This window comes from Ligilactobacillus sp. ESL1201 (genome assembly GCF_058503265.1).
This window is the reverse complement of record NZ_CP196362.1, coordinates 1270117-1290340: the sequence shown is the minus strand read 5'-3', so window position 1 is coordinate 1290340 and position 20224 is coordinate 1270117. Positions and strand designations below refer to the sequence as shown.

17 protein-coding genes are annotated in these 20224 nt (G+C 47.2%); all 17 read left to right on the top strand.

Going from position 1 to position 20224, the window contains the following annotated elements:
- Positions 1-12: 12 nt before the first annotated feature.
- The 17 genes from yfmF to ACSYSK_RS06415 all read left to right on the top strand — a co-directional run bounded on the left by yfmF (position 13) and on the right by ACSYSK_RS06415 (position 20194).
- The gene (gene yfmF / locus ACSYSK_RS06495; protein ID WP_491714334.1) at positions 13-1266 is read left to right on the top strand and encodes an EF-P 5-aminopentanol modification-associated protein YfmF; all 1254 of its coding nucleotides are present in this window, start codon (positions 13-15) and stop codon (positions 1264-1266) included.
- Positions 1266-2552, top strand: a complete 1287-nt coding sequence (gene yfmH, locus ACSYSK_RS06490) for an EF-P 5-aminopentanol modification-associated protein YfmH (protein ID WP_491714333.1) — start codon at positions 1266-1268, stop codon at positions 2550-2552. The genes yfmF and yfmH overlap by 1 nt, the downstream gene beginning before the upstream one ends.
- A 4-nt stretch (positions 2553-2556) precedes the next feature.
- Positions 2557-3282, top strand: a complete 726-nt coding sequence (gene ymfI / locus ACSYSK_RS06485) for an elongation factor P 5-aminopentanone reductase (RefSeq protein ID WP_491714332.1) — start codon at positions 2557-2559, stop codon at positions 3280-3282.
- Between the two features lie 70 nt (positions 3283-3352).
- Entirely contained in the window at positions 3353-4462 is a 1110-nt protein-coding gene (locus ACSYSK_RS06480; protein ID WP_491714331.1) for a helix-turn-helix domain-containing protein, read from the top strand.
- A 21-nt stretch (positions 4463-4483) separates the two neighbouring features.
- Positions 4484-5071, top strand: coding sequence for a CDP-diacylglycerol--glycerol-3-phosphate 3-phosphatidyltransferase (gene pgsA / locus ACSYSK_RS06475; RefSeq protein ID WP_491714330.1), 588 nt, complete (start codon positions 4484-4486; stop codon positions 5069-5071).
- Positions 5072-5173: 102 nt separating this feature from the next.
- Entirely contained in the window at positions 5174-6436 is a 1263-nt protein-coding gene (locus ACSYSK_RS06470; protein WP_491714329.1) for a competence/damage-inducible protein A, read from the top strand.
- An 82-nt stretch (positions 6437-6518) separates the two neighbouring features.
- Positions 6519-8081, top strand: coding sequence for a ribonuclease Y (rny, locus tag ACSYSK_RS06465; RefSeq protein WP_491714328.1), 1563 nt, complete (start codon positions 6519-6521; stop codon positions 8079-8081).
- Between the two features lie 193 nt (positions 8082-8274).
- A complete protein-coding gene (locus ACSYSK_RS06460) occupies positions 8275-9069 on the top strand; it encodes a TIGR00282 family metallophosphoesterase (protein ID WP_491714327.1) in 795 nt (264 codons plus the stop codon).
- A gap of 29 nt (positions 9070-9098) precedes the next feature.
- On the top strand, positions 9099-11717 hold the full coding sequence (gene mutS, locus ACSYSK_RS06455) for a DNA mismatch repair protein MutS (RefSeq protein ID WP_491714326.1): 2619 nt from the start codon (positions 9099-9101) through the stop codon (positions 11715-11717).
- Between the two features lie 30 nt (positions 11718-11747).
- The gene (mutL, locus tag ACSYSK_RS06450) at positions 11748-13709 is read left to right on the top strand and encodes a DNA mismatch repair endonuclease MutL (RefSeq protein ID WP_491714325.1); all 1962 of its coding nucleotides are present in this window, start codon (positions 11748-11750) and stop codon (positions 13707-13709) included.
- An 18-nt stretch (positions 13710-13727) separates the two neighbouring features.
- Entirely contained in the window at positions 13728-14327 is a 600-nt protein-coding gene (gene ruvA, locus ACSYSK_RS06445) for a Holliday junction branch migration protein RuvA (RefSeq protein ID WP_491714324.1), read from the top strand.
- A gap of 17 nt (positions 14328-14344) precedes the next feature.
- On the top strand, positions 14345-15355 hold the full coding sequence (ruvB, locus tag ACSYSK_RS06440) for a Holliday junction branch migration DNA helicase RuvB (RefSeq protein ID WP_491714323.1): 1011 nt from the start codon (positions 14345-14347) through the stop codon (positions 15353-15355).
- Between the two features lie 13 nt (positions 15356-15368).
- The gene (gene queA / locus ACSYSK_RS06435; protein ID WP_491714322.1) at positions 15369-16406 is read left to right on the top strand and encodes a tRNA preQ1(34) S-adenosylmethionine ribosyltransferase-isomerase QueA; all 1038 of its coding nucleotides are present in this window, start codon (positions 15369-15371) and stop codon (positions 16404-16406) included.
- Between the two features lie 16 nt (positions 16407-16422).
- Positions 16423-17562: a tRNA guanosine(34) transglycosylase Tgt gene (gene tgt / locus ACSYSK_RS06430; protein WP_491714321.1), complete on the top strand. Its 1140-nt coding sequence runs from the start codon at positions 16423-16425 to the stop codon at positions 17560-17562.
- Between the two features lie 69 nt (positions 17563-17631).
- Positions 17632-18054 (top strand): preprotein translocase subunit YajC, encoded by a 423-nt coding sequence (gene yajC / locus ACSYSK_RS06425; RefSeq protein ID WP_491714320.1) that lies wholly within the window; start codon positions 17632-17634, stop codon positions 18052-18054.
- A gap of 149 nt (positions 18055-18203) precedes the next feature.
- Positions 18204-19046 carry a diadenylate cyclase CdaA gene (gene cdaA / locus ACSYSK_RS06420; protein WP_491714319.1) on the top strand — a complete coding sequence of 281 codons (843 nt, stop codon included), beginning with the start codon at positions 18204-18206 and terminating at the stop codon, positions 19044-19046.
- Positions 19043-20194 (top strand): CdaR family protein, encoded by a 1152-nt coding sequence (locus ACSYSK_RS06415; RefSeq protein ID WP_491714318.1) that lies wholly within the window; start codon positions 19043-19045, stop codon positions 20192-20194. Before cdaA ends, ACSYSK_RS06415 begins: the two co-directional genes overlap by 4 nt.
- Positions 20195-20224 lie beyond the last annotated feature (30 nt).

The window sequence follows — 20224 nt, the reverse complement described above, 5'->3', positions numbered from 1 at the left end:
AAGTTTAAAATAGTGAAGTTAACTGATGGTGTGCACTTGACGGTCAAACCGACCGCTCAATTTAAAACGATTGCTCTTTTATTATCATTTACCACTCAGATCACAGATCCGGCTCAGCTGACGACTCGGACGCTGTTGGCGGACCTCTTGGAAAATAACAGCAAAAATCTGCCCACCCAACGGTTGGTGGCGCAGCGTTTAGCCGAATTGTACGGTGCTAGTTTTGGGGCGACTGTCAGTCGTCACGGCACCTTACACAGTATTAATTTTTACTTAAGCGTGGTTAATGACCGCTTTTTAAGCACGTCGCCGGACATGTTAGCGGCAGCATTTGCGTTTTTAACCGAAATTATTTTTGCTCCCAATATCACTGACGGACAGTTTGCCAGCAATTCCTTTGACTTACGTAAGAATAACTTAGCGGCCTTTTTAGCCAGCAGAAGCGAGGATAAGCAAACGTTTGCGGCGACCCAGTTAAACGCGCTGCACTTTAACGACGACCGGTTACGCCAGCCCGTCAACGGTACTGTGGCGGATTTGGCAAAACTCGACGCTCAAAAATTAGCGCTTGCTTACCAGCAGATGCTTGATTACGACCAAGTGGAACTGATAGTCAGCGGGGACGTGACGGAAGCGGCGGTCAAACGTCAAGCGACTAAATTACCTTTTAGTGCGCGTCCTGATGCCAACTTAACGCCCTTTTATACCCAGCCGCTCCACGAACTACGAGTTAAAGAAAAACAAGAACAATTAGTACAAAGTAAATTAGACCTAGCTTACTTACTGCCAGAAGAAACGGGGATCGACGCCCGGTTTGCGACGGCGGTTTTTAACGAGTTGTTCGGGGGCAGCTCTTCGTCTCTGTTATTTACCAATGTGCGCGAAAAAGAGGGCTTGGCATATTATGCCGACAGTGGTTTTGATTTGTTTAGGCAAGAACTAGTCGTGCAAACGGGGATCCAAGCTGTAAATTACCAGCGAGTCCGGCAGCTAGTTGCTCAGCAATTGACGAGTTTAAGGAATGGCGATTTTAGTGCGGAGATGTTGGCACAGGCCAAAAAAGGTTTGCGTAACGAATATTTAAGCTATTTAGACAGTCAATCGTTTAGCTTGCTTCAGGTTTTGACCAGTAACCTCAGCGGGATTCACACGACCGCGGATCAGTGGCTCGCTAACCTGGAGCAAGTCATGCGTGAAGACGTGTGTCGGGTAGCCCAACACTGTCACTTACAGGCGGTTTATTTTTTAAACGGAGGAAAAAGTTAGTGCAAAAAATTGAGTATCCTAAGTTAAATGAAGTGCTTTACCGCGCTAGGCTGGCTGATGGGATGCGGGTCAATTTACTGCCTAAGGCCGGTTTTCACAAAACTTACGTGCAGTTAAACGTTCATTTCGGAGCTTTAGACGTGGGAAAAAACGAACGAGAAGATTACCCGGCAGGGATCGCGCATTTTTTGGAGCACAAGTTATTTGCCCAAAAAGACGGGGATGCCCTGGAATTATTTAACCAGTACGGCGCCGAGGCTAATGCTTTTACCAGTTTTACCCAGACCAGCTATCTGTTTGAAACGACGGCGCACCTGACCGAATGTTTAGCTATTTTGCTGACTTTTGTGCGGGAACCCTATTTTACGACTGAAGCAGTCGCTAAGGAAAAAAAGATCATCGCCCAAGAGATCGCGATGTATGACGATAATGCCGACTGGCAGTTGTTTTTTGGCATGCTGAAAAACTTATATCCGGGCACACCGCTAAGCTACGACATCGCCGGGACTAAAGAATCGGTGATGGCGATCACTAAAGAGATGTTGTTTGAATGTTACCACCGTTATTACCGACCGGAAAACATGGATCTGTTGGTGGTCGGAGGCTTTGATCCCGCTCAAATCTGGCAAGAACTCCAGCAAAGATCCGGTGCGTTGGTTTCAGCTGCGCACCAAGAAGTGCGTCTTGATCAGAGTAGCAAACTGGCAGCTGCTAAGGTAGTAGCTGACCGTCAGTTATTTTTGCCGGTCAAACGGCCTAAATTGATCCTGGGACTAAAGGGGACCGAGCCGTTTCCGGCGGGCAAAGAAGGACTGAAATGGAAGTTGAGTCTTAATTTAGCGCTATTCTTACTGTTTAGTGAATCGGCCGCGACCTACCAACAACTAGCCGAACAAAAATTACTTGATGATTCGTTTAGCTACGAGTTAGCGGTGGAACGCCAGTTTTGGTACCTAACGTGGTCGGGTGAAACGAATTTTCCTACTAAATTAGCGGTTAAGTTAAAGGAAATTTTGACGAATGCTGTGGCATGGCTACCACAACAAGAACGCGAATTGCAATTAGCCAAACGGGAGTTGAGCGGCCAAGCGCTACAAGAACAAAACTCGTTGACGAGTTTAGCATCTAGTTATGATGATTACTTGGGTGCGACGACCTTATTAGATTACGAACCAGTATTACAATCAATTACCAGACAAGACGTGCTGGCTGCGCTGCAACGTTTTATTGGTAGGCCTAATTTAAGTCAGTTGACCATCTTGCCTACAAACAATGAAGGAAAGTGATGAAATGAAATGGGCGTTGATCATGGGTTCTTCGGGTGCGATCGGCACACAGATCGCTAAGGACTTGGCTCAGTCCGGCTGGTCGTTATACCTGCATTATTTTCAGGGACAAAAACACAGTGAGCAGTTAGTACAAGAATTGATGGACCAGTATCCGCACCAGGATTTTTTGTTGCTGCCAGCGGATCTGACCAAGATGGAAAGTGTTACTAAGATCACCCAAAATTTATTTAGCCTAGATGCCGTAATTTTTGCTCAGGGAACTACCGATTACGGGTTGTTTGCAGACAGTCGCCCGGCAGACCTGCAAAAAATGTTGCTGATGCAACTTCAAGTTCCCCTGGCCTTGGTGCAGCAGTTGCAAGCTAAACTGGCCAAAAGTGCGGCGGGGCGGATCGTTTTTATCGGTTCGATCTATGGTGGAAACGGCAGTGCGATGGAAGTTGGCTACAGCACGGTCAAAGGCGCGCTCAGTGCTTTTGCTAGTGCGTATAGCAAGGAAGTCGCTTCCTTAAATATCACGGTCAACGTGATTGCTCCGGGAGCGATCGCCACGCCGATGAATCAGATTTTTACGGCGGAACAACGGGCCGATGTGGCCGCACAGATTCCCGTAGGCCGTTTTGGTACCCCGAGTGAGATCAGTTACTGGGTCCAAACGTTACTGGCTAAAGAGGCGGGATATTTGACGGGACAAACGCTGTACGTTTCCGGCGGGTGGCTGAAATAATTAATTTTACTGCCACCGAAACTATGCTATACTATTGCTGATAAATTGAATGGAAATGTGGAGTAGATAAATGAGTGAAATCGGAAAGACTTTGAAAGAAGCCCGGGTCAAACAAGGGCTAACGTTAGACGACTTACAGCAGACTACTAAGATTCAAAAGCGTTATTTGATTGCGATCGAAGAGGATAATTTTACCGCGCTACCGGGGACTTTTTACGCGCGTGCTTTTGTTAAGGAATACGCCCAAACGGTCGGGTTGGATACGCAAAAATTAGTGGCGGCAGTTGATCAGCAGTTAGGACAGCCGACACCGCAGGTTCAGCCGACTTCACGGGTCGAATTACGGGCACAGCAGCAAAACTCGGAGCTGACTACCGCCCAAAAATTAAAGAAATACTTACCGACGATCATTATTGTCATAGTAGTTTTGGCGATCATCGGGACGATTTTCGGGGTTTCTTACAGCAATCACCGTAAAGAAAACAGTCTGGCTAGTAGTAGTGTGACGGTTTCGTCGGTACAGTCCAGTTCCAAAGTGCGTTCGCAGGCTAAAAAATCAAAGAAAACCACTGACGCACAAAAGATCACCTTCTTAGATTCTACGGGTTCGACGTTTAATTACCGCTTGTACCACGCTTTGGCTAAAAATAAAATCGAACTCAAAGTTAAGAAAAATAGTTCGTGGAATTCTGTCAGTGCGGACGGCAAGCAACTGTGGCAGGGAACGATGGGAGCCAATGAGGTGCAAACCGTTGATATTCCGGCGGGAGTCACTAGGGTCACGTTGCATTTAGGTAATTCGTTAGTTACCGAGATCCGGGTCAATGGCCACAAGTTTAATTTCTTGCGGGATAATCGGTCTTTGACGGTCAGAACGCTCAATTTGAACTTGAAGAAGACTGCGGAACGACCAGCAGACCAGGATCAGGTCCAAAGCTCGAGTGTACAAACTCAAACTACCCAACAAGCAACTACGGGACAGTACCGTAGCCAAGCAACGACACAGCAAAATACGCGTCAGTACCAACAAAGTGCAGCTGCCCCGGTCCAAAGTACGCGGCAGTATCAGCAACAGGCTCCGGCAACGTCAAATAACACGCAAACACAGCAGAGTGCACAACAGCCAAGTGAACAGCAACCGGAACAGCCAGAAGCCCCGGCGCAAAATACTCAACAGTAACGAAGGAGAAACGAATAATCAATGAATTTACCCAATAAATTAACGGTCATCCGGATCTTTTTGATCCCCGTGTTTTTACTTTTGGTAGTTTTGCCGCTTCCTTTTGGCAGCGTAGTGATTTGCGGGACTAAAATTGCGGTCGCTAATCTAATAGCTGCGCTAGTCTTTGCCGCGGCGTCGATTACCGATTTTGCGGATGGTAAAATTGCCCGTAGCCGCCACTTAGTGACTAATTTTGGCAAGTTTGCCGACCCGTTAGCAGATAAAATGCTGGTGATGACGGCTTTGATTTTACTAGTAGAGCTAGGGAAAGCTCCTGGATGGGTGGTAGCGATCATTGTTTGTCGTGAATTAGCCGTCACCGGTTTGCGTTTGATCGTCGTGGAAAATAACGGACAAGTGATGGCGGCGGCGATGCCAGGTAAGATCAAGACGGCGTCGCAGATGTTTGCGGTGATCTTTTTGCTACTTAACGACGTGTTTTTCAGCAATATTCACGTTCCAGTAGGGGAGATCTTACTGTACATTTGCTTGTTTTTCACGGTTTATTCCGGGATCGATTATTTTTACCACGCGCGGGGCGTCTTTGCGGATTCGTTTGGCAAATAAAGCGTGAGTTGAGCACAGTTAAAACTGTTTTGACAAAGATAGGGGGAGCGAGACAAAGTTGATTTTGCCTCGGTCCTCCTATTTAACTAAGGAGGAAGTAACATGCGTGCAGAAATCATCACCGTCGGTACTGAGATCTTGTTAGGAGAGATCGTTGATACTAATACTCAGGCAGTTAGTAAGCTACTAGCGGATGCGGGGATCGCGGTTTACCATCACGAAACTCTAGGTGATAACCAACAAAGGCTGCTAGCGGCACTGAAATCAGCAGCAGCTCGAAGCGATTTGATCGTACTGACGGGTGGGTTAGGACCGACTGCAGACGACTTAACGAAACAGACCGTGGCTCAATTTGTCGGTCAAAAATTAGTAGTGGACCAAACTGCGGCGGCAAAGATCAAAAACTTTTTTGCGACCAGTCACCGAGAAATGACACCTAATAATAAAGTTCAAGCGATGTATTTAGCGGGAGGATTACCCATTACTAATGACGTGGGACTAGCGGTAGGGATTTTTTACCAGCAAGCAACCGGGCCGGATTTTTTGTTGTTACCAGGACCGCCACGGGAATTGCAAACGATGTTACGCAATCAGGTAGCGGCATTACTGGCTAAATATTATCCGCCAAAACAGCTACTGACTTCTAAAGTGATGCGGTTTTATGGTATCAGTGAATCCAAATTGGCCACGCAACTACAGGACCTGATGGCGGCTCAAACCAATCCAACGCTGGCGCTGTACGCTAAGCCTAACGAGGTATTATTGCGTTTGACCGTCAGCGGCACTGACCCGCAGGTTTCCCAGCAGTTATTAGCTAAGACACAAGAGCAGGTGATAAAAAGAGTCGGACAGTATTTATACGGGTACGGTGAAGATAATAGTCTAGCTGCTGTGGTCGTTAATAAAATGATTGCGGCACACCTGACGCTTTCTGCTGCCGAAAGTTTGACCGGTGGTGGTTTTCAAGCTGCCGTGACTGCAATTCCGGGAGCATCGGCGATTTTTCCCGGTGGCTTTGTGACTTATGCAACTGCACAAAAAGCACACCTGTTGCAGATCTCACCGCAACTACTTGATCAATACGGGGTGGTCAGTCAACAAACTGCCCGGGCGATGGCCGAACAGACGCGCCAAATTATGCAAACTGATGTGGCGGTTTCGTTTACCGGAGTCGCTGGCCCGGGGAAACTGGAAGGACAAACACCGGGTACCGTTTGGTTAGGCTTAGCTGCTGAAGGACGGCCAACGTTCACTAAGCTGTATCATTTTCATTACGACCGCCAGCACGTGCGTGACAGTGCGATCATGGCAGCCTTTGGACTAATAAATCAATTTTTATTGACAGCAGTGGGGCCGAAACATTAAAATATTAATGTGTGTAAATATCATAGCACTGATGACGCAATCATTAAATTTAATTATAATTTAAGAGTGCGGAGGTGCGAATTTGAATTTATTAGTAGCATTTGCGCTCGCTATTTTGACTTTAGTACTTGGTTTTGCTGGCGGGATTTTTTACCGTAAGAATCACTACGAAAAATCCTTAGATAACGCGACACAGACTGCGGCGGGAATCGTCGCGACTGCCAAAAAAGAGGCCCAGGCTCAAAAAAAAGAGGCTGTGGTCGAAGCTAAAGAAGAAGGACACCGTTATCGTAGCGAAATAGAAAATGAGCTCAAGCAACGACGTGCTGAAGTGCAACAACAGGAAACTCATTTGTTGTCACGACAGGAAAACTTGGATCGCAAGGACACTAACCTGGAAAAACGCGAACATGTTTTGGAGCAAAAGGAAAGTCAGCTTGTCTCACAGCAAAAAGAGCTCAAGGCTAAGCGCCAAGAGGTCACTGATTTAGTTACTAAGCAACAAGAAAAGTTAGAAGAAGTTGCTGCATTAACTAAAGAAGAGGCCAAGGATCTAGTTTTACAACAAACTAAATCTCAGCTCGACCAAGAAACTGCGGTGATGATCAAAGATAGCGAAGCACAGGTCAAAGAAAACGTGGAACGCAAGGCTAAACTACTGACGGCTCAGGCCATTCAGCGCAGTGCAGCCGATACGGTAACTGAAACGACGGTTTCGGTGGTCAATTTGCCTAATGACGAAATGAAGGGGCGGATCATCGGCCGTGAGGGACGCAATATTAGGACGTTGGAGACACTAACGGGGATCGATTTGATCATTGATGACACCCCAGAAGCTGTCGTCTTAAGTGGTTTTGACCCAGTTCGGCGTGAAATCGCTAAGATGGCGCTAGAAAAACTGATCCAAGACGGGCGGATCCATCCGGCACGGATCGAAGAAATGGTCGAAAAAGCTACCAAGGAAATGGACACTAAGTTGCGCGAGACTGGCGAACAGGCTTTGTTTGATTTAGGCTTGCACAGCATGCATCCTGATTTGATCAAGACCGTCGGGCGCTTGCGTTACCGGACCAGTTACGGGCAAAATGTCTTAGATCACTCGTTAGAAGTGGCGCGCTTATGTGGTGTGTTAGCCGGTGAGTTGGGCGAAGACGTGACGCTGGCTAAACGAGCTGGTCTGTTGCACGATATTGGCAAGGCCGTTGATCACGAAGTCGAGGGTTCTCACGTTGAAATCGGTGTCGAACTCACTAAGAAATACCATGAAAATGGACTGGTGATCAATGCCATTGCGGCGCATCACGGCGACGTTGAGCCGCAATCGATCATTGCGATCCTAGTGGCGGCCGCCGATGCAATGTCGGCAGCTCGGCCTGGTGCGCGTAGTGAGTCGTTGGAAAATTACATTCACCGGTTAGAAAAACTCGAAACGATCGCTAACAATTTTGCGGGAGTCAAGAAGAGCTATGCCATCCAAGCTGGGCGTGAAATCCGCGTGATCGTTAAACCGGATCAGATCAATGACGCTAAGACGACGATCTTAGCGCACGATATTAAAAATAAGATCGAAAAAGAATTGGAGTATCCGGGACACATTAAGGTCACGGTGATTCGCGAAACGCGCGCGATCGAGTACGCTAAGTAACGAATAATTGAACGGTGAATTATTACAGGGGAGCGGGGCAAAACCTAGTTTTGTTCCGGCTCCCTTTTGTATCTGCACAAAGGTAAAAGCCTGCTCGTCTGGGCAACACGTCAAGTAACGTGGTCTGCACTTTTAGCCGTAAAAATGGTAAAATTAAACATGATATTAAACTAGACAGTAAAGGAGTGCGGTAATGCGACTCTTATTTATCGGTGACATTATGGGAGACAAAGGGCAGGAGATGTTTATTAAGACCCTGCCGCTCCTCAAAAAAAATTACCACCCCCAACTGACGATCGCCAACGGGGAAAATGCGACGCGCGGCAAAGGGATCAACGAAGCCGTCTATAAAAAATTACTGGCCGCCGGTGCTGACGTGATCACGATGGGCAATCATACCTGGGATAACCGTGAGATCCACGATTTTATCGCTAGTGCTAACAGGCTCGTTCGTCCTGCTAATTTTTCTGCGGGGCAAGTGCCGGGACAAGGGTACACGATCGTAAATATTAATGGGACTAAAGTAGCGGTCCTCAACTTACAGGGAAGGGTTTTTATGAGTCCGGTAGACGACCCGTTTGCGGTGGGCGAACAAGTGATCAGTCAGCTAGAAAAGCAAGCTGATATTATTTTTGTCGATTTTCACGCGGAAACCACCAGCGAAAAAGAAGCCTTTGCTTGGAATTTTGCCGGGCGAGTGGCGGCGGTAGTCGGAACGCACACGCACGTGCAAACTAATGATGCGCGCATCATTCCTCCTGGAACTGCTTTCTTGTCCGATGTCGGCATGACCGGGCCTTATGATGGTATTTTGGGGATGGCCCGAACCAACGTGATCCAACGCTTTAAAAATCAGTTGCCCACGAGGTTTGAAGTTGAAACTAGTGGTGCTCAGACTTTGGGTGCGGTGGTCATTGATATCGACGATCATAGTGGGCGTGCACTTAAGATCAAGAATTTCAGGGTGGACCCGGATCACCCGTTATAGTTAGCGCTAAGCAGAAAGGAGTGGCAGTTGTGCCACAAAAAACTACTCCGATGATGGAGCAATATTTGGCTATCAAAAAACAATACCCGGATGCATTTTTATTTTATCGTTTGGGTGATTTTTACGAAATGTTTTACGATGATGCGATTAAGGGTTCACAGCTGCTGGAACTAACGCTAACTTCAAGAAATCGTAATGCTAAAGACCCGATCCCGATGTGTGGGGTCCCGCATCACGCGGTACAAAACTACATTGATACTTTGGTAGAACAGGGCTATAAAGTGGCGATCTGTGAGCAAATGGAAGACCCTAAACTAACTAAAGACATGGTGAAACGAGAAGTCATTCAGTTAGTAACGCCGGGAACGCTGATCGATGAGCACAGCAACGGTGCTAAAAATAATAACTATTTAACGGCCGTGCACGAACAAGACGGGCAATTTGGCTTTGCTTATACCGACCTTTCTACCGGTGAACTGAAGACCGCGACTTTGACGAATGTGGAAGCCTTGCGCAACGAAATGTTGAGCTTGCGCACCAAAGAAGTTGTCATTGACCAGAGTGTAAGCGAGAAGACGCGGGCGGTTTTACAGCAGTTAAGGGTGTTGTTGTCGTCACAAGAGCAGATCAACGAGCAAGCTGAGACTGCTTACACGACCCAAGATTTAACGGTTCCGCTGGAAAAAACGGTTGTCAAACAGCTGGTTTCTTACTTGGAAAATACCCAAAAACGGGCACTGGCACATATTCAACGGGCCGTGCATTACGAACCGGCTCATTTTTTAAAGCTCAGTCACCGCACTAAAAAAAACTTAGACTTAATAGAAAATACTAGGACTAACAAAAAATCTGGTACGTTGTTATGGCTATTAGACCAAACTAAGACTGCAATGGGCGGCCGCTTACTAAAACAGTGGCTGGAACGACCGCTATTAGCTCGTGACGAGATCCTCAACCGCCAAGAAGTGGTGACGATCTTATTAGATAATTACTTTGAGCGTTCCAGTTTGCAAACCGAGCTGACTCAGGTCTATGATTTGGAAAGGTTAGCCGGTAGAGTAGCGTTTGGTAACGTTAATGGACGCGATTTGATCCAGTTATTGACGTCACTGCAACATATTCCGCAGATCCGCTATTTACTGGAACAGTTAAACGAGCCGGCCTTAAACCGACTGTTAGATCAATTGGATCCGGTAGCTGATGTGGCGGACCTGATCGAACAAGCTATCGTGGCTGAACCGCCGTTATCGGTAACTGAGGGCGGTTTGATCAAAACGGGTTATAACAAGGAATTAGACGGCTACCAAGATGCGTTACGTAACGGTAAGCAGTGGCTGGCGGAGTTAGAGGCTCAGGAAAGAAAGCAAACCGGGATCCATAATTTAAAGGTCGGGTACAATAAGGTCTTTGGCTATTACATTGAAGTTTCCAAGGGAAATGTGGCTAAACTGGAACCGGGACGTTACGAGCGTAAGCAAACGTTAGTCAACGCAGAACGTTTTATTACTCCCGAATTGAAGCAAAAAGAAGCCTTGATCTTAGGAGCTCAGAGTAAAGCGGCGGACCTGGAATACCAGTTATTTTTAGGGGTTCGTGAACGGATCAAAGACCAGATCGCGCGCCTGCAAAAATTAGCGCAGGCGATCGCACGGTTAGACGTGTTACAAAGTTTTGCGGTCGTTAGTGAGGAAAATCATTTTGTTAAGCCACAGTTTGTAGCTCAGCACGAATTAAAAGTGATCGCTGGTTGGCATCCGGTAGTTCAAAAGGTGATGGGTAAGCAAAGTTACGTTCCTAACGATATTTGTATGACCGAAAAGCAGTTGATCTTACTGATCACAGGACCTAATATGTCGGGTAAAAGTACGTATATGCGCCAGCTGGCACTGACTGTCATCATGGCTCAAGTTGGCTGTTTCGTTCCCGCTAAAAGTGCGCAACTGCCATTATTTGACCAGATCTTTACTAGGATCGGGGCGGCCGATGACCTGATCAGCGGGGAGTCGACTTTTATGGTAGAGATGATCGAGGCTAACGAGGCCCTGAAAAATGCGACGCCCAATAGTTTACTACTGTTTGATGAGATCGGGCGGGGGACGGCTACTTATGACGGCATGGCATTGGCCCAGGCGATCATTGAATATTTGCACGACAAGGTAAAAGCTAAGACACTTTTTTCAACTCATTACCACGAATTAACGGCGCTAGACCAAAAGTTACCACACTTAACCAATATTCATGTCGGCGCTAGTGAGGAAAACGGCGAGTTAGTATTTTTGCATCAAATGCAACCGGGACCGGCTGACCGGTCTTACGGAGTGCACGTTGCTAAATTGGCAGGGATGCCCCAAGAATTGTTGGACAATGCGAGTGCGATATTACAACAGTTGGAAAAAAAGGCAGCGGCAAGTGCGCCCGATGTGGTTACTAACACGAGACCGGCCGCCACGAAACCGGAGAAAACCCAGCCGACGGAGACGATTCAAGAAGACGAACAGTTGACTTTATTTGCCCCGCCAAAGGCTCACCCGAAACAAGACGAGCAGGTCTTGACTGAGCTTAAAAACGTGAATTTAATGTCACTGACGCCGATGGAAGTGATGAATGCCGTTTATCAGTGGCAAACGCGGTTACGCAAGCACCGCTAACAAATTTGGCAGACAGAAAGGATAATGATAGTGGCTGAGATTCATCAACTGGATGCGATATTAGCTGACCAGATTTCTGCTGGCGAAGTCGTCGAACGTCCGGCTTCGGTGGTTAAAGAATTGGCCGAAAATGCAATCGACGCTCACAGTACGCAGATCGATATCAGCGTTTGGGACGCGGGCTTACGAGAGATTCAAGTGATCGATAATGGTCAAGGAATTGCCGCTGCTCAAGTGGAGCTGGCTTTTAAACGGCATGCTACCAGCAAGATCACTAAACGCCAAGACCTGTTTCAGGTTCGGACTTTAGGCTTTCGGGGCGAAGCTTTGCCTAGTATTGCCGCGGTGGCCGACGTGGTGTTAGAAACGGCGGTCAGCGGGCAGGCCGGGACCGTGGTCCATTTTAAAGGTGGACAATTAGTGCAAAAAAAATTAGCTGAAAGTCGTCCGGGAACTAAAGTCGACGTGACGGCACTTTTTTATAACACCCCGGCGCGGTTAAAATATTTAAGTTCGGTAGCCACCGAGCTGTCCGCGATCAGCGACGTTGTCAATCGCTTGGCCCTCAGCCACCCACAGATTTCCTTTTCTTTGACCAGTAATGGTAGAGAACTGCTGCATACGGTAGGTAATGGTAAATTAAAACAGGTGATCAGTGCGATTTATGGGGTGCAAACTGCCCGCCAGTTAGTCCAGATCAGTGCAAATGACCCGGATTTTAAGGTCGGCGGCTACGTTTCTTTGCCTAAATTGACCCGGGCTGCGCGTAGTTATTTGACTTTGTTGCTCAACGGGCGGGTCGTTAAAAACCGCGCGTTAAGTAAAGCAATTATCGCGGGTTACGGGTCTAAGTTGATGGTCGGTCGCTATCCTTTGGCGGTGGTCAACATCGAATTGGATCCCTTGTTGGTAGACGTGAACGTTCATCCGACCAAACAAGAGGTCCGGTTGAGCAAAGAAGACCAGTTGTGTGATTTGATTACCGGGGCGGTAGCGGATAGTTTGAAACAAGAAACCTTGATCCCGGCCGCGTTGGAAAATTTAACGCACAAACGAAGCGCGCAAGCAACGCAGTTAAATTTTGACCTCAACGAAAACGCGCGTAGTTACCAAGTGCCTGCTAACAAAACGACGGGAGTTGACCACCGAGTATTGCAAGCCTTGTTAGGAGAAGAGCCGGTTGCTAAAAAACAGCCGGCTGCTCCTAAGTTTCGAGATAACGTCAAACCGGTAATGATCAGATCCGTTGCCGACTTAGCTGCTCCAGCCGTTAAGAACTGGGATCAAAAATACCAAGCTCCACCACGAAATGTGCAAGAGTCTGTCGTTGCTACGGAAATGGATGCAGCAAGTAAAACACCTGCTATGACTGAATCACAGCCCCGGTTTCCCGACTTGTTGTATTTAGGACAACTGCACGGCACTTATTTGCTAGCGGAAGCACCTACGGGATTATATCTGATCGACCAACACGCTGCTCAAGAACGAGTTAAGTATGAATACTACCGCCAACAGATCGGCATGGTAGGGACTGCGCAACAAAAAATGTTACTCCCAGTTGTCTTGTCTTATCCGGTCAATGAAGCTCTTAAGATCGGGCAAAATAAAGATAAGCTAGCACAGTTAGGAATCGAGTTGGAAGATTTCGGGCAAAACACCTTCATCGTGCGCCAACACCCGACGTGGTTTCCAGCGGGAAAAGAAGAGGAAACTATTAGGGCACTGATCGATTACATCTTGCAACAGTGGCGCGTTTCGGTTGCTAAGTTTCGCGAACAAACTGCAATCACGATGAGTTGTAAACGCTCGATCAAGGCTAATCACCACTTGGAAGCACAACAGGCACGTTCTTTGCTGGCTCAGCTCAAACGGTGCGAAAATCCGTTTAACTGCCCGCACGGCAGGCCGACGTTGGTCCAATTTACTAATAAGGACCTAGAACACATGTTTAAAAGGATCCAAGACCCACACGAAAGCAAAACTCAATACTGATCGGATGTGAATTTAGCGGTGTATGAATATTTTAAGGGGATCGTAACGGCGGTCACTCCTCACTATATCGTGTTAGAAGTAGGGGGGATCGGTTATTGTTTAAACGTAGCTAATCCCTTTCGTTTTACCGTCAGTGATCAGCTCCAAACTGTTTATATTTACCAAGCAGTGCGGGACAATGCGCTGACTTTGTACGGTTTTTTGAACCAACAGGAAAAAGAATTGTTTTTAAAATTGATCAGTGTGGCGGGTATCGGGCCTAAAAGTGCGCTGGCAATTTTAGCGGTGGACGACCATGCTGGGTTGGTCAACGCGATCAATACCAACAATGACAGTTATTTGACTAAGTTTCCCAGCATTGGTAAAAAAACGGCGCAACAGATCGTGTTGGACCTCAAGGATAAGATAGGAGACCTAGTTACCGCTACGCCGCTATTAGATGAGCAGCCAGCAGAAACCTCAGATTCACTTTACTTAAATGAAAGCCTTGAAGCCTTACTGGCGTTGGGGTATTCTAAAGCGGAGGTAAAACGGATCGCCAAGAAGTTACGTGATTTTGCCGGAAATTCGACGGATGAATACTTACGTCAAGCGCTGAAACTATTGATGAAAAAATAAAAAGCAGGTGAGTGCCAGTGGCTGAAGACGAACGGCTGATCAGCGCCGCTAGTAGTGACGCACAAGAAGAACAAGTGGAATATAGCTTGCGCCCGCAGACATTAAAACAATATATCGGACAAGTTAAGATCAAACGGGAACTTTCAGTTTATATTCAAGCGGCTCAAAGTAGGCAAGAACCGCTCGATCACGTTTTGTTATTTGGACCACCGGGGTTAGGAAAGACGACTTTAGCGGGAGTGATCGCCACCGAAATGGGCGTTAACTTTCAGTCGACCAGTGGCCCGGCGATCGAAAAGCCCGGCGATCTGGTGGCATTGTTAAATGAACTGAGCCCCGGCGACGTGTTGTTTATCGACGAGATCCACCGGTTGCCTAAAAATATCGAAGAGATCCTCTATTCGGCGATGGAAGATTATTTTGTCGATATCGTGGTGGGGCAAGACGCGACGGCCCATCCCGTTCATTTTACCTTGCCGCCCTTCACTTTGATCGGCGCTACTACTAGGGCGGGGTTGTTGTCGGCACCGTTGCGGACGCGCTTTGGAATCGTGGAACACATGAATTATTACACCCAAGAAGAGTTGACGCAGGTGATTTTACGTTCCGCCAAGGTTTTTGATACGCAGATCGCGCTTAAGGGAGCTGAAGAGATCGCTCGCCGTTCACGGGGGACGCCGCGGGTCGCCAACCGCTTATTAAAACGGGTCCGTGATTTTGCTCAGGTCGAAAATAAAAAACAGATCGACCTGGAGATCGTGGAGTTTGCCTTGGATCTTTTACAAGTCGACCGTAGCGGCTTGGATGAAAATGACCGCAAGTTACTGCGTAAAATGATCGTCTTGTATGATGGAGGCCCGGTCGGTTTAACTACGATCGCTGCTAATTTGGGTGAGGAGCCGGAAACGATCGCCGATATGATCGAACCGTATTTATTGCAAAGCGGTTTTATCAAGAGGACTACGCGTGGCCGGGTAGTGACCGCTAAGGGCTACGAGCATTTAGGATTGAGTAAGAATAATAAATAAAAGGAAGATAGTCATGGAAAAATTAACTACTGAAGATTTTGATTACGAATTACCACACGAACTGATCGCCCAAACACCGCTCAAAAAAAGAGATGAGTCCAGGTTATTGTGCTTAGATCACCAAACAGGTGAGTACCAAGACAAACACTTTTACGACGTGATCGACTACTTACAACCGGGAGATGCGTTAGTGATGAACGATTCGCGGGTAATGCCGGCACGAATCTATGGGATCAAACCAGAAACTGGCGGTCATTTGGAAGTTTTATTACTGAATAATACTCAAGGTGACCAGTGGGAAACGTTGGTCAAACCCGCCAAGAGGGCTAAGGTCGGCACGAAGATCTCCTTTGGTAACGGCGAGCTGACCGCGACTGTCACCGAAGAGTTAGACCATGGCGGACGGATGATCGAATTTCATTACGACGGAATTTTTATGGAAATTTTAGATCAATTAGGCGAAATGCCTCTGCCACCATACATTAAAGAAAAATTGGACGACCCGGAAATGTACCAGACGGTCTATTCCAAAGAGGTCGGCTCGGCAGCGGCACCGACGGCGGGGTTGCATTTCACCAAAGAATTGCTGCAAAAAATTGCGGACAAGGGTGTTAAACTAGTTTATCTAACGTTGCATGTTGGGTTAGGAACCTTTAGACCGGTCACCGAAAAAAATATTGAAGACCATAAAATGCACAGCGAATTTTACCGCTTAGACGAAGAGTCGGCAGCTACCTTGAATGAAGTCCGCCAAAACGGTGGTAAGATCGTTGCGACAGGTACGACCACGATCCGGACGCTAGAAACGATCGGTACTAAATTTAACGGGGAGATCAAGGCAGATAGCGGCTGGACCGACATTTTCCTCAAACCCGGCTACGAATGGAAGGTCGTCCAGGCGTTCATTACTAATTTCCACTTACCAAAATCAACGCTGGTGATGTTAGTAGCATCGTTTACCGGCCGGGAAAATATCTTAAATGCCTACCGCCATGCAGTAGCAGAAAAATACCGGTTCTTTAGTTTTGGCGACGCGATGTTCATTTATTAAAAAGGATGGAAAATATATGACGGCAATTAAGTACCGTTTGATCAAAAAAGAAAAGCATACCGGTGCGCGGTTGGGCGAAGTGACGACCCCACACGGTACGTTTCAGACCCCGATGTTTATGCCAGTCGGGACCCAAGCGACGGTTAAATCATTAGCGCCCGAAGAGTTGAAGCAGATGGGTGCTAAGATCATTTTGAGCAACACTTATCATTTGTGGCTGCGGCCCGGCGCAGACCTAGTGGAAGAAGCTGGTGGCTTACACCAGTTTATGAACTGGGATCAGAGTATTTTGACCGACTCGGGTGGTTTTCAGGTCTTTTCGCTGGCTAAATTACGGGACATTACCGAAGAGGGGGTGCACTTTCGTAACCATTTGAACGGCGCGCCGCTATTTTTGTCCCCCGAAAAGGCGATCAAGATCGAAAATCAGTTGGGTGCTGATATTATTATGAGTTTCGATGAGTGTCCGCCGTTTTTTGAAAGTTATGATTATATTAAAAAATCGGTCGAACGGACCAGTCGCTGGGCCCAACGCGGGCTTGAAGCTCATCGTAACCTGGCAACGCAGGGACTGTTCGGTATCGTGCAAGGAGCCGGGCACAAGGAATTGCGTAAGTTGAGTGCACAGCAACTGACGGCAATGGATTTTGCCGGGTATTCGATTGGCGGTTTATCGGTCGGGGAATCCAAGGCCGAAATGAATAACGTCTTGGAGTATACGACCCAACTGTTGCCCGAAAACAAGCCGCGGTATTTGATGGGAGTGGGATCGCCCGACGCGCTGATCGATGGTTCTATTCGGGGAGTCGATATGTTTGATTGCGTTTTGCCAACTCGGATCGCGCGCAACGGGACTTGTATGACCGCGCGCGGTCGCTTGGTGGTTAAAAACGCTAAGTATGCCCGCGATTTCACGCCGATCGATCCGGAGTGTAATTGTTACACTTGTCGTAATTATACGCGGGCTTACGTGCGTCACTTATTTAAAGCCGACGAAACGTTTGGTTTACGTTTGACCAGTTACCATAATTTATATTTCTTATTGCACTTGATGCAACAAATTCGGGATGCGATCGCTAACGATGAACTACTGGATTTCAGGGCGGACTTTTTTGAGAAATACGGTTTGAATCAAGCACATCCCAAAAACTTTTAGTTATGGGTGGCTAATTGTCTTAATTTTTGCTAAAGTATAAGATGGATAATAAATAAGGAGCGGATATAGATGCTTGGTGCAGGTTCAAATGGAACGATCTCCACAATTTTGATTTTTGTGGTCTTTATTGCTTTAATGTATTTTATGATGATTCGCCCGCAAAAAAAACAGCAGGATAAACGGCGCGAAATGATGAATTCGTTACAAAAAGGCGCGCGGGTGGTAACGATCGGTGGCTTACACGGTGTGATCGATAGTTTTGATGATACTAATAAAACGGTCACGTTGGATTGTGACGGTGTTTATTTGATTTTCAATAGGTCGGCGATCGGCCGGGTGTTAGATCAAAGTGCCCCGGCTGCGCAACCGACACCGGCTAAGCCCGCTGAAACGCCAGCACCGGACGATCAAATTGCTACGACTGATCAAACTACTACGACTCAGACCGAAGAAGAAACACCGGCCGCTGAACAGCAGGAAGAATCAAAGTAATTAAATAATCAATTGGGGGGTGAGACGATTTTAGTCTCACTCCCCTTAACTTTTAGGGACAGTTGGGGTTGGTGAGTGGGGGAAGATTACGACTAAAAAAGGTTATGTGCTATAATAGGAAGGTAAATTTTTAGAGGAGGCAAGAAAGATTGTCCTTTGATTGGAATAACATCATAACTTGGCATAACCTGACTGACTTGTTGGATATTTTGGTAGTCTGGTTTGTGATCTACGAACTGATGATGCTGCTGCGGGGCACTAAGGCGGTCCAACTTTTTAAGGGGATCGTGATCATCGTGTTGATCAAAGCCTTGAGTGCGTGGCTGGGATTACATACCGTTTCGTGGATCATGGACCAAGTGATCAACTGGGGCGTCGTCGGCCTGATCGTAGTTTTCCAACCGGAGATCCGTCGGGGGCTAGAACATTTAGGCCGGGGCTCTTTATTTTCTACCGGTCAAAGTCAAACCGCGACCCAAAAAAAATTAGTGGAAGCACTGGATAAAGCAATTCAGTACATGTCTAAAAGAAGGATCGGTGCTTTGATCACCGTGCAGATGAACACGGGCTTAGAAGATTATATTGAAACCGGGATCACGTTAGACGCACAGGTCACGGGCGAATTACTGATCAATATTTTTATTCCTAATACGCCGTTACACGATGGGGCCGTGATCATTAAAAATAACAAAATTGCCGTGGCCGCGGCCTACTTACCGTTGTCCGAGAGCAATTTGATCCCTAAAGAACTAGGAACACGGCATAGAGCGGCCGTGGGGATCAGTGAAGTAACGGATGCCTTAACGATCGTCGTTTCCGAAGAAACCGGTGGGGTGACGATCACTAAAAACAACGAACTATTACGGGACCTAACGCGGGAAGATTATCTAAAGCTACTGGAAAATGAATTGATCACTCCCGAAACTGGTCATAAGAAAAATGGAATGGCTCGCTTTTTTGCGGGGCTGATCAAGGGTGGCGGCAAACATTGAAATTTTTAAGCGCCTTAAATTCAAAAGTGATCTACAGTCTGTTGGCTTTACTTTTTACGGTCTTATTATTTGTATACGTCAATTCCGACGGCGCCAGTGTTTCTAGTAATGGTGACGGTCACGTTAGCACTTCGCTGATGAAAAATACGCAAGCGACGGTCGTCAAAAACGTCAACTTGAATTATGACGATGATCGCTACTACGTTTCAGGCGTCCCCCAAAAAGTCAAGGTGACCTTGATCGGACCCAGTGCGTTGGTGAAGGCGGCACAAAATACGGGAAATTTTGAAGTAACAGCCAATTTGACTAAGCTAAAAAAAGGGCGGCACGAAATAGCGTTAAAAACTAAGGGATTAAGCAGCGAACTGAGCGTGCGGTTAGTCCCACGCAATCTTAAAATCAAGATCAGCGACAAGGCGACTAAGTCCTTTCCGCTGCAGGTTCGCTATGATTCCACTAAGATCACGTCGGGTTACGCGGCTGGGGTAGCGGATTTAAGCCACCAGTCCGTGACGGTGACCGGGGCTAAGGGTGACGTTAAAAAAATTGCCAGTGTGACGGCAGACGTGGCTTTAGCTAAGAATACTAAAAAAGCCGTAACGCGTAACGTGATTTTGCGCGCTATCGATGCCAAGGGAAAGCAATTACCGGTGACGATTGACCCGCAAACTGCGCGGGTGACGATCCCGGTATACCTAGCGACAATGCGTAAAAAAGTACCGCTGAATTTAGTTACCAGTGGGGCGGGAAATTCCGCTAAGAATTATACTTTGACTACTACGACTAAAACAGTGACTTTAACGGGGACAAAAGAGGCACTGGCTAAAATTACTAAACTGGATATTCCAATTTCTGTTGCAGGGCTCACTGCCGATGAAGACAGAACGATTTCGTTAGAGTCGCCGTTGTCGGGAATTACTTCGGTCAGTCCCCAGACGATCGCAGTTCATATCGGTGTCAAGCAAGGACAAACAACCGGTAAAAAAGCCCAGGAGCAAAGTGCGGCTACTGATGAGACAACGACGCCCGCACAGGATAATGCTGCGACTACTGGCGAGTCGTCTGTGACTACTACAAATGAATCGTCTGCACCTGCGGCTAGTTCGCAGGCCAGTTCTAGTACGACTTCGTCTACTACGGGAAATTAGGACGTTGTTAATTAACTATTAAGGAGAAAA

Coding starts and splice junctions, on each gene's coding strand:
- ymfI (WP_491714332.1), top strand. CDS start 2,557: ATGAAATGGGCGTTGATCATGGGTTCTTCGGGTGCGATCGGCACACAG.
- ACSYSK_RS06480 (WP_491714331.1), top strand. CDS start 3,353: ATGAGTGAAATCGGAAAGACTTTGAAAGAAGCCCGGGTCAAACAAGGG.
- pgsA (WP_491714330.1), top strand. CDS start 4,484: ATGAATTTACCCAATAAATTAACGGTCATCCGGATCTTTTTGATCCCC.
- ACSYSK_RS06470 (WP_491714329.1), top strand. CDS start 5,174: ATGCGTGCAGAAATCATCACCGTCGGTACTGAGATCTTGTTAGGAGAG.
- ACSYSK_RS06460 (WP_491714327.1), top strand. CDS start 8,275: ATGCGACTCTTATTTATCGGTGACATTATGGGAGACAAAGGGCAGGAG.
- queA (WP_491714322.1), top strand. CDS start 15,369: ATGGAAAAATTAACTACTGAAGATTTTGATTACGAATTACCACACGAA.
- tgt (WP_491714321.1), top strand. CDS start 16,423: ATGACGGCAATTAAGTACCGTTTGATCAAAAAAGAAAAGCATACCGGT.
- yajC (WP_491714320.1), top strand. CDS start 17,632: ATGCTTGGTGCAGGTTCAAATGGAACGATCTCCACAATTTTGATTTTT.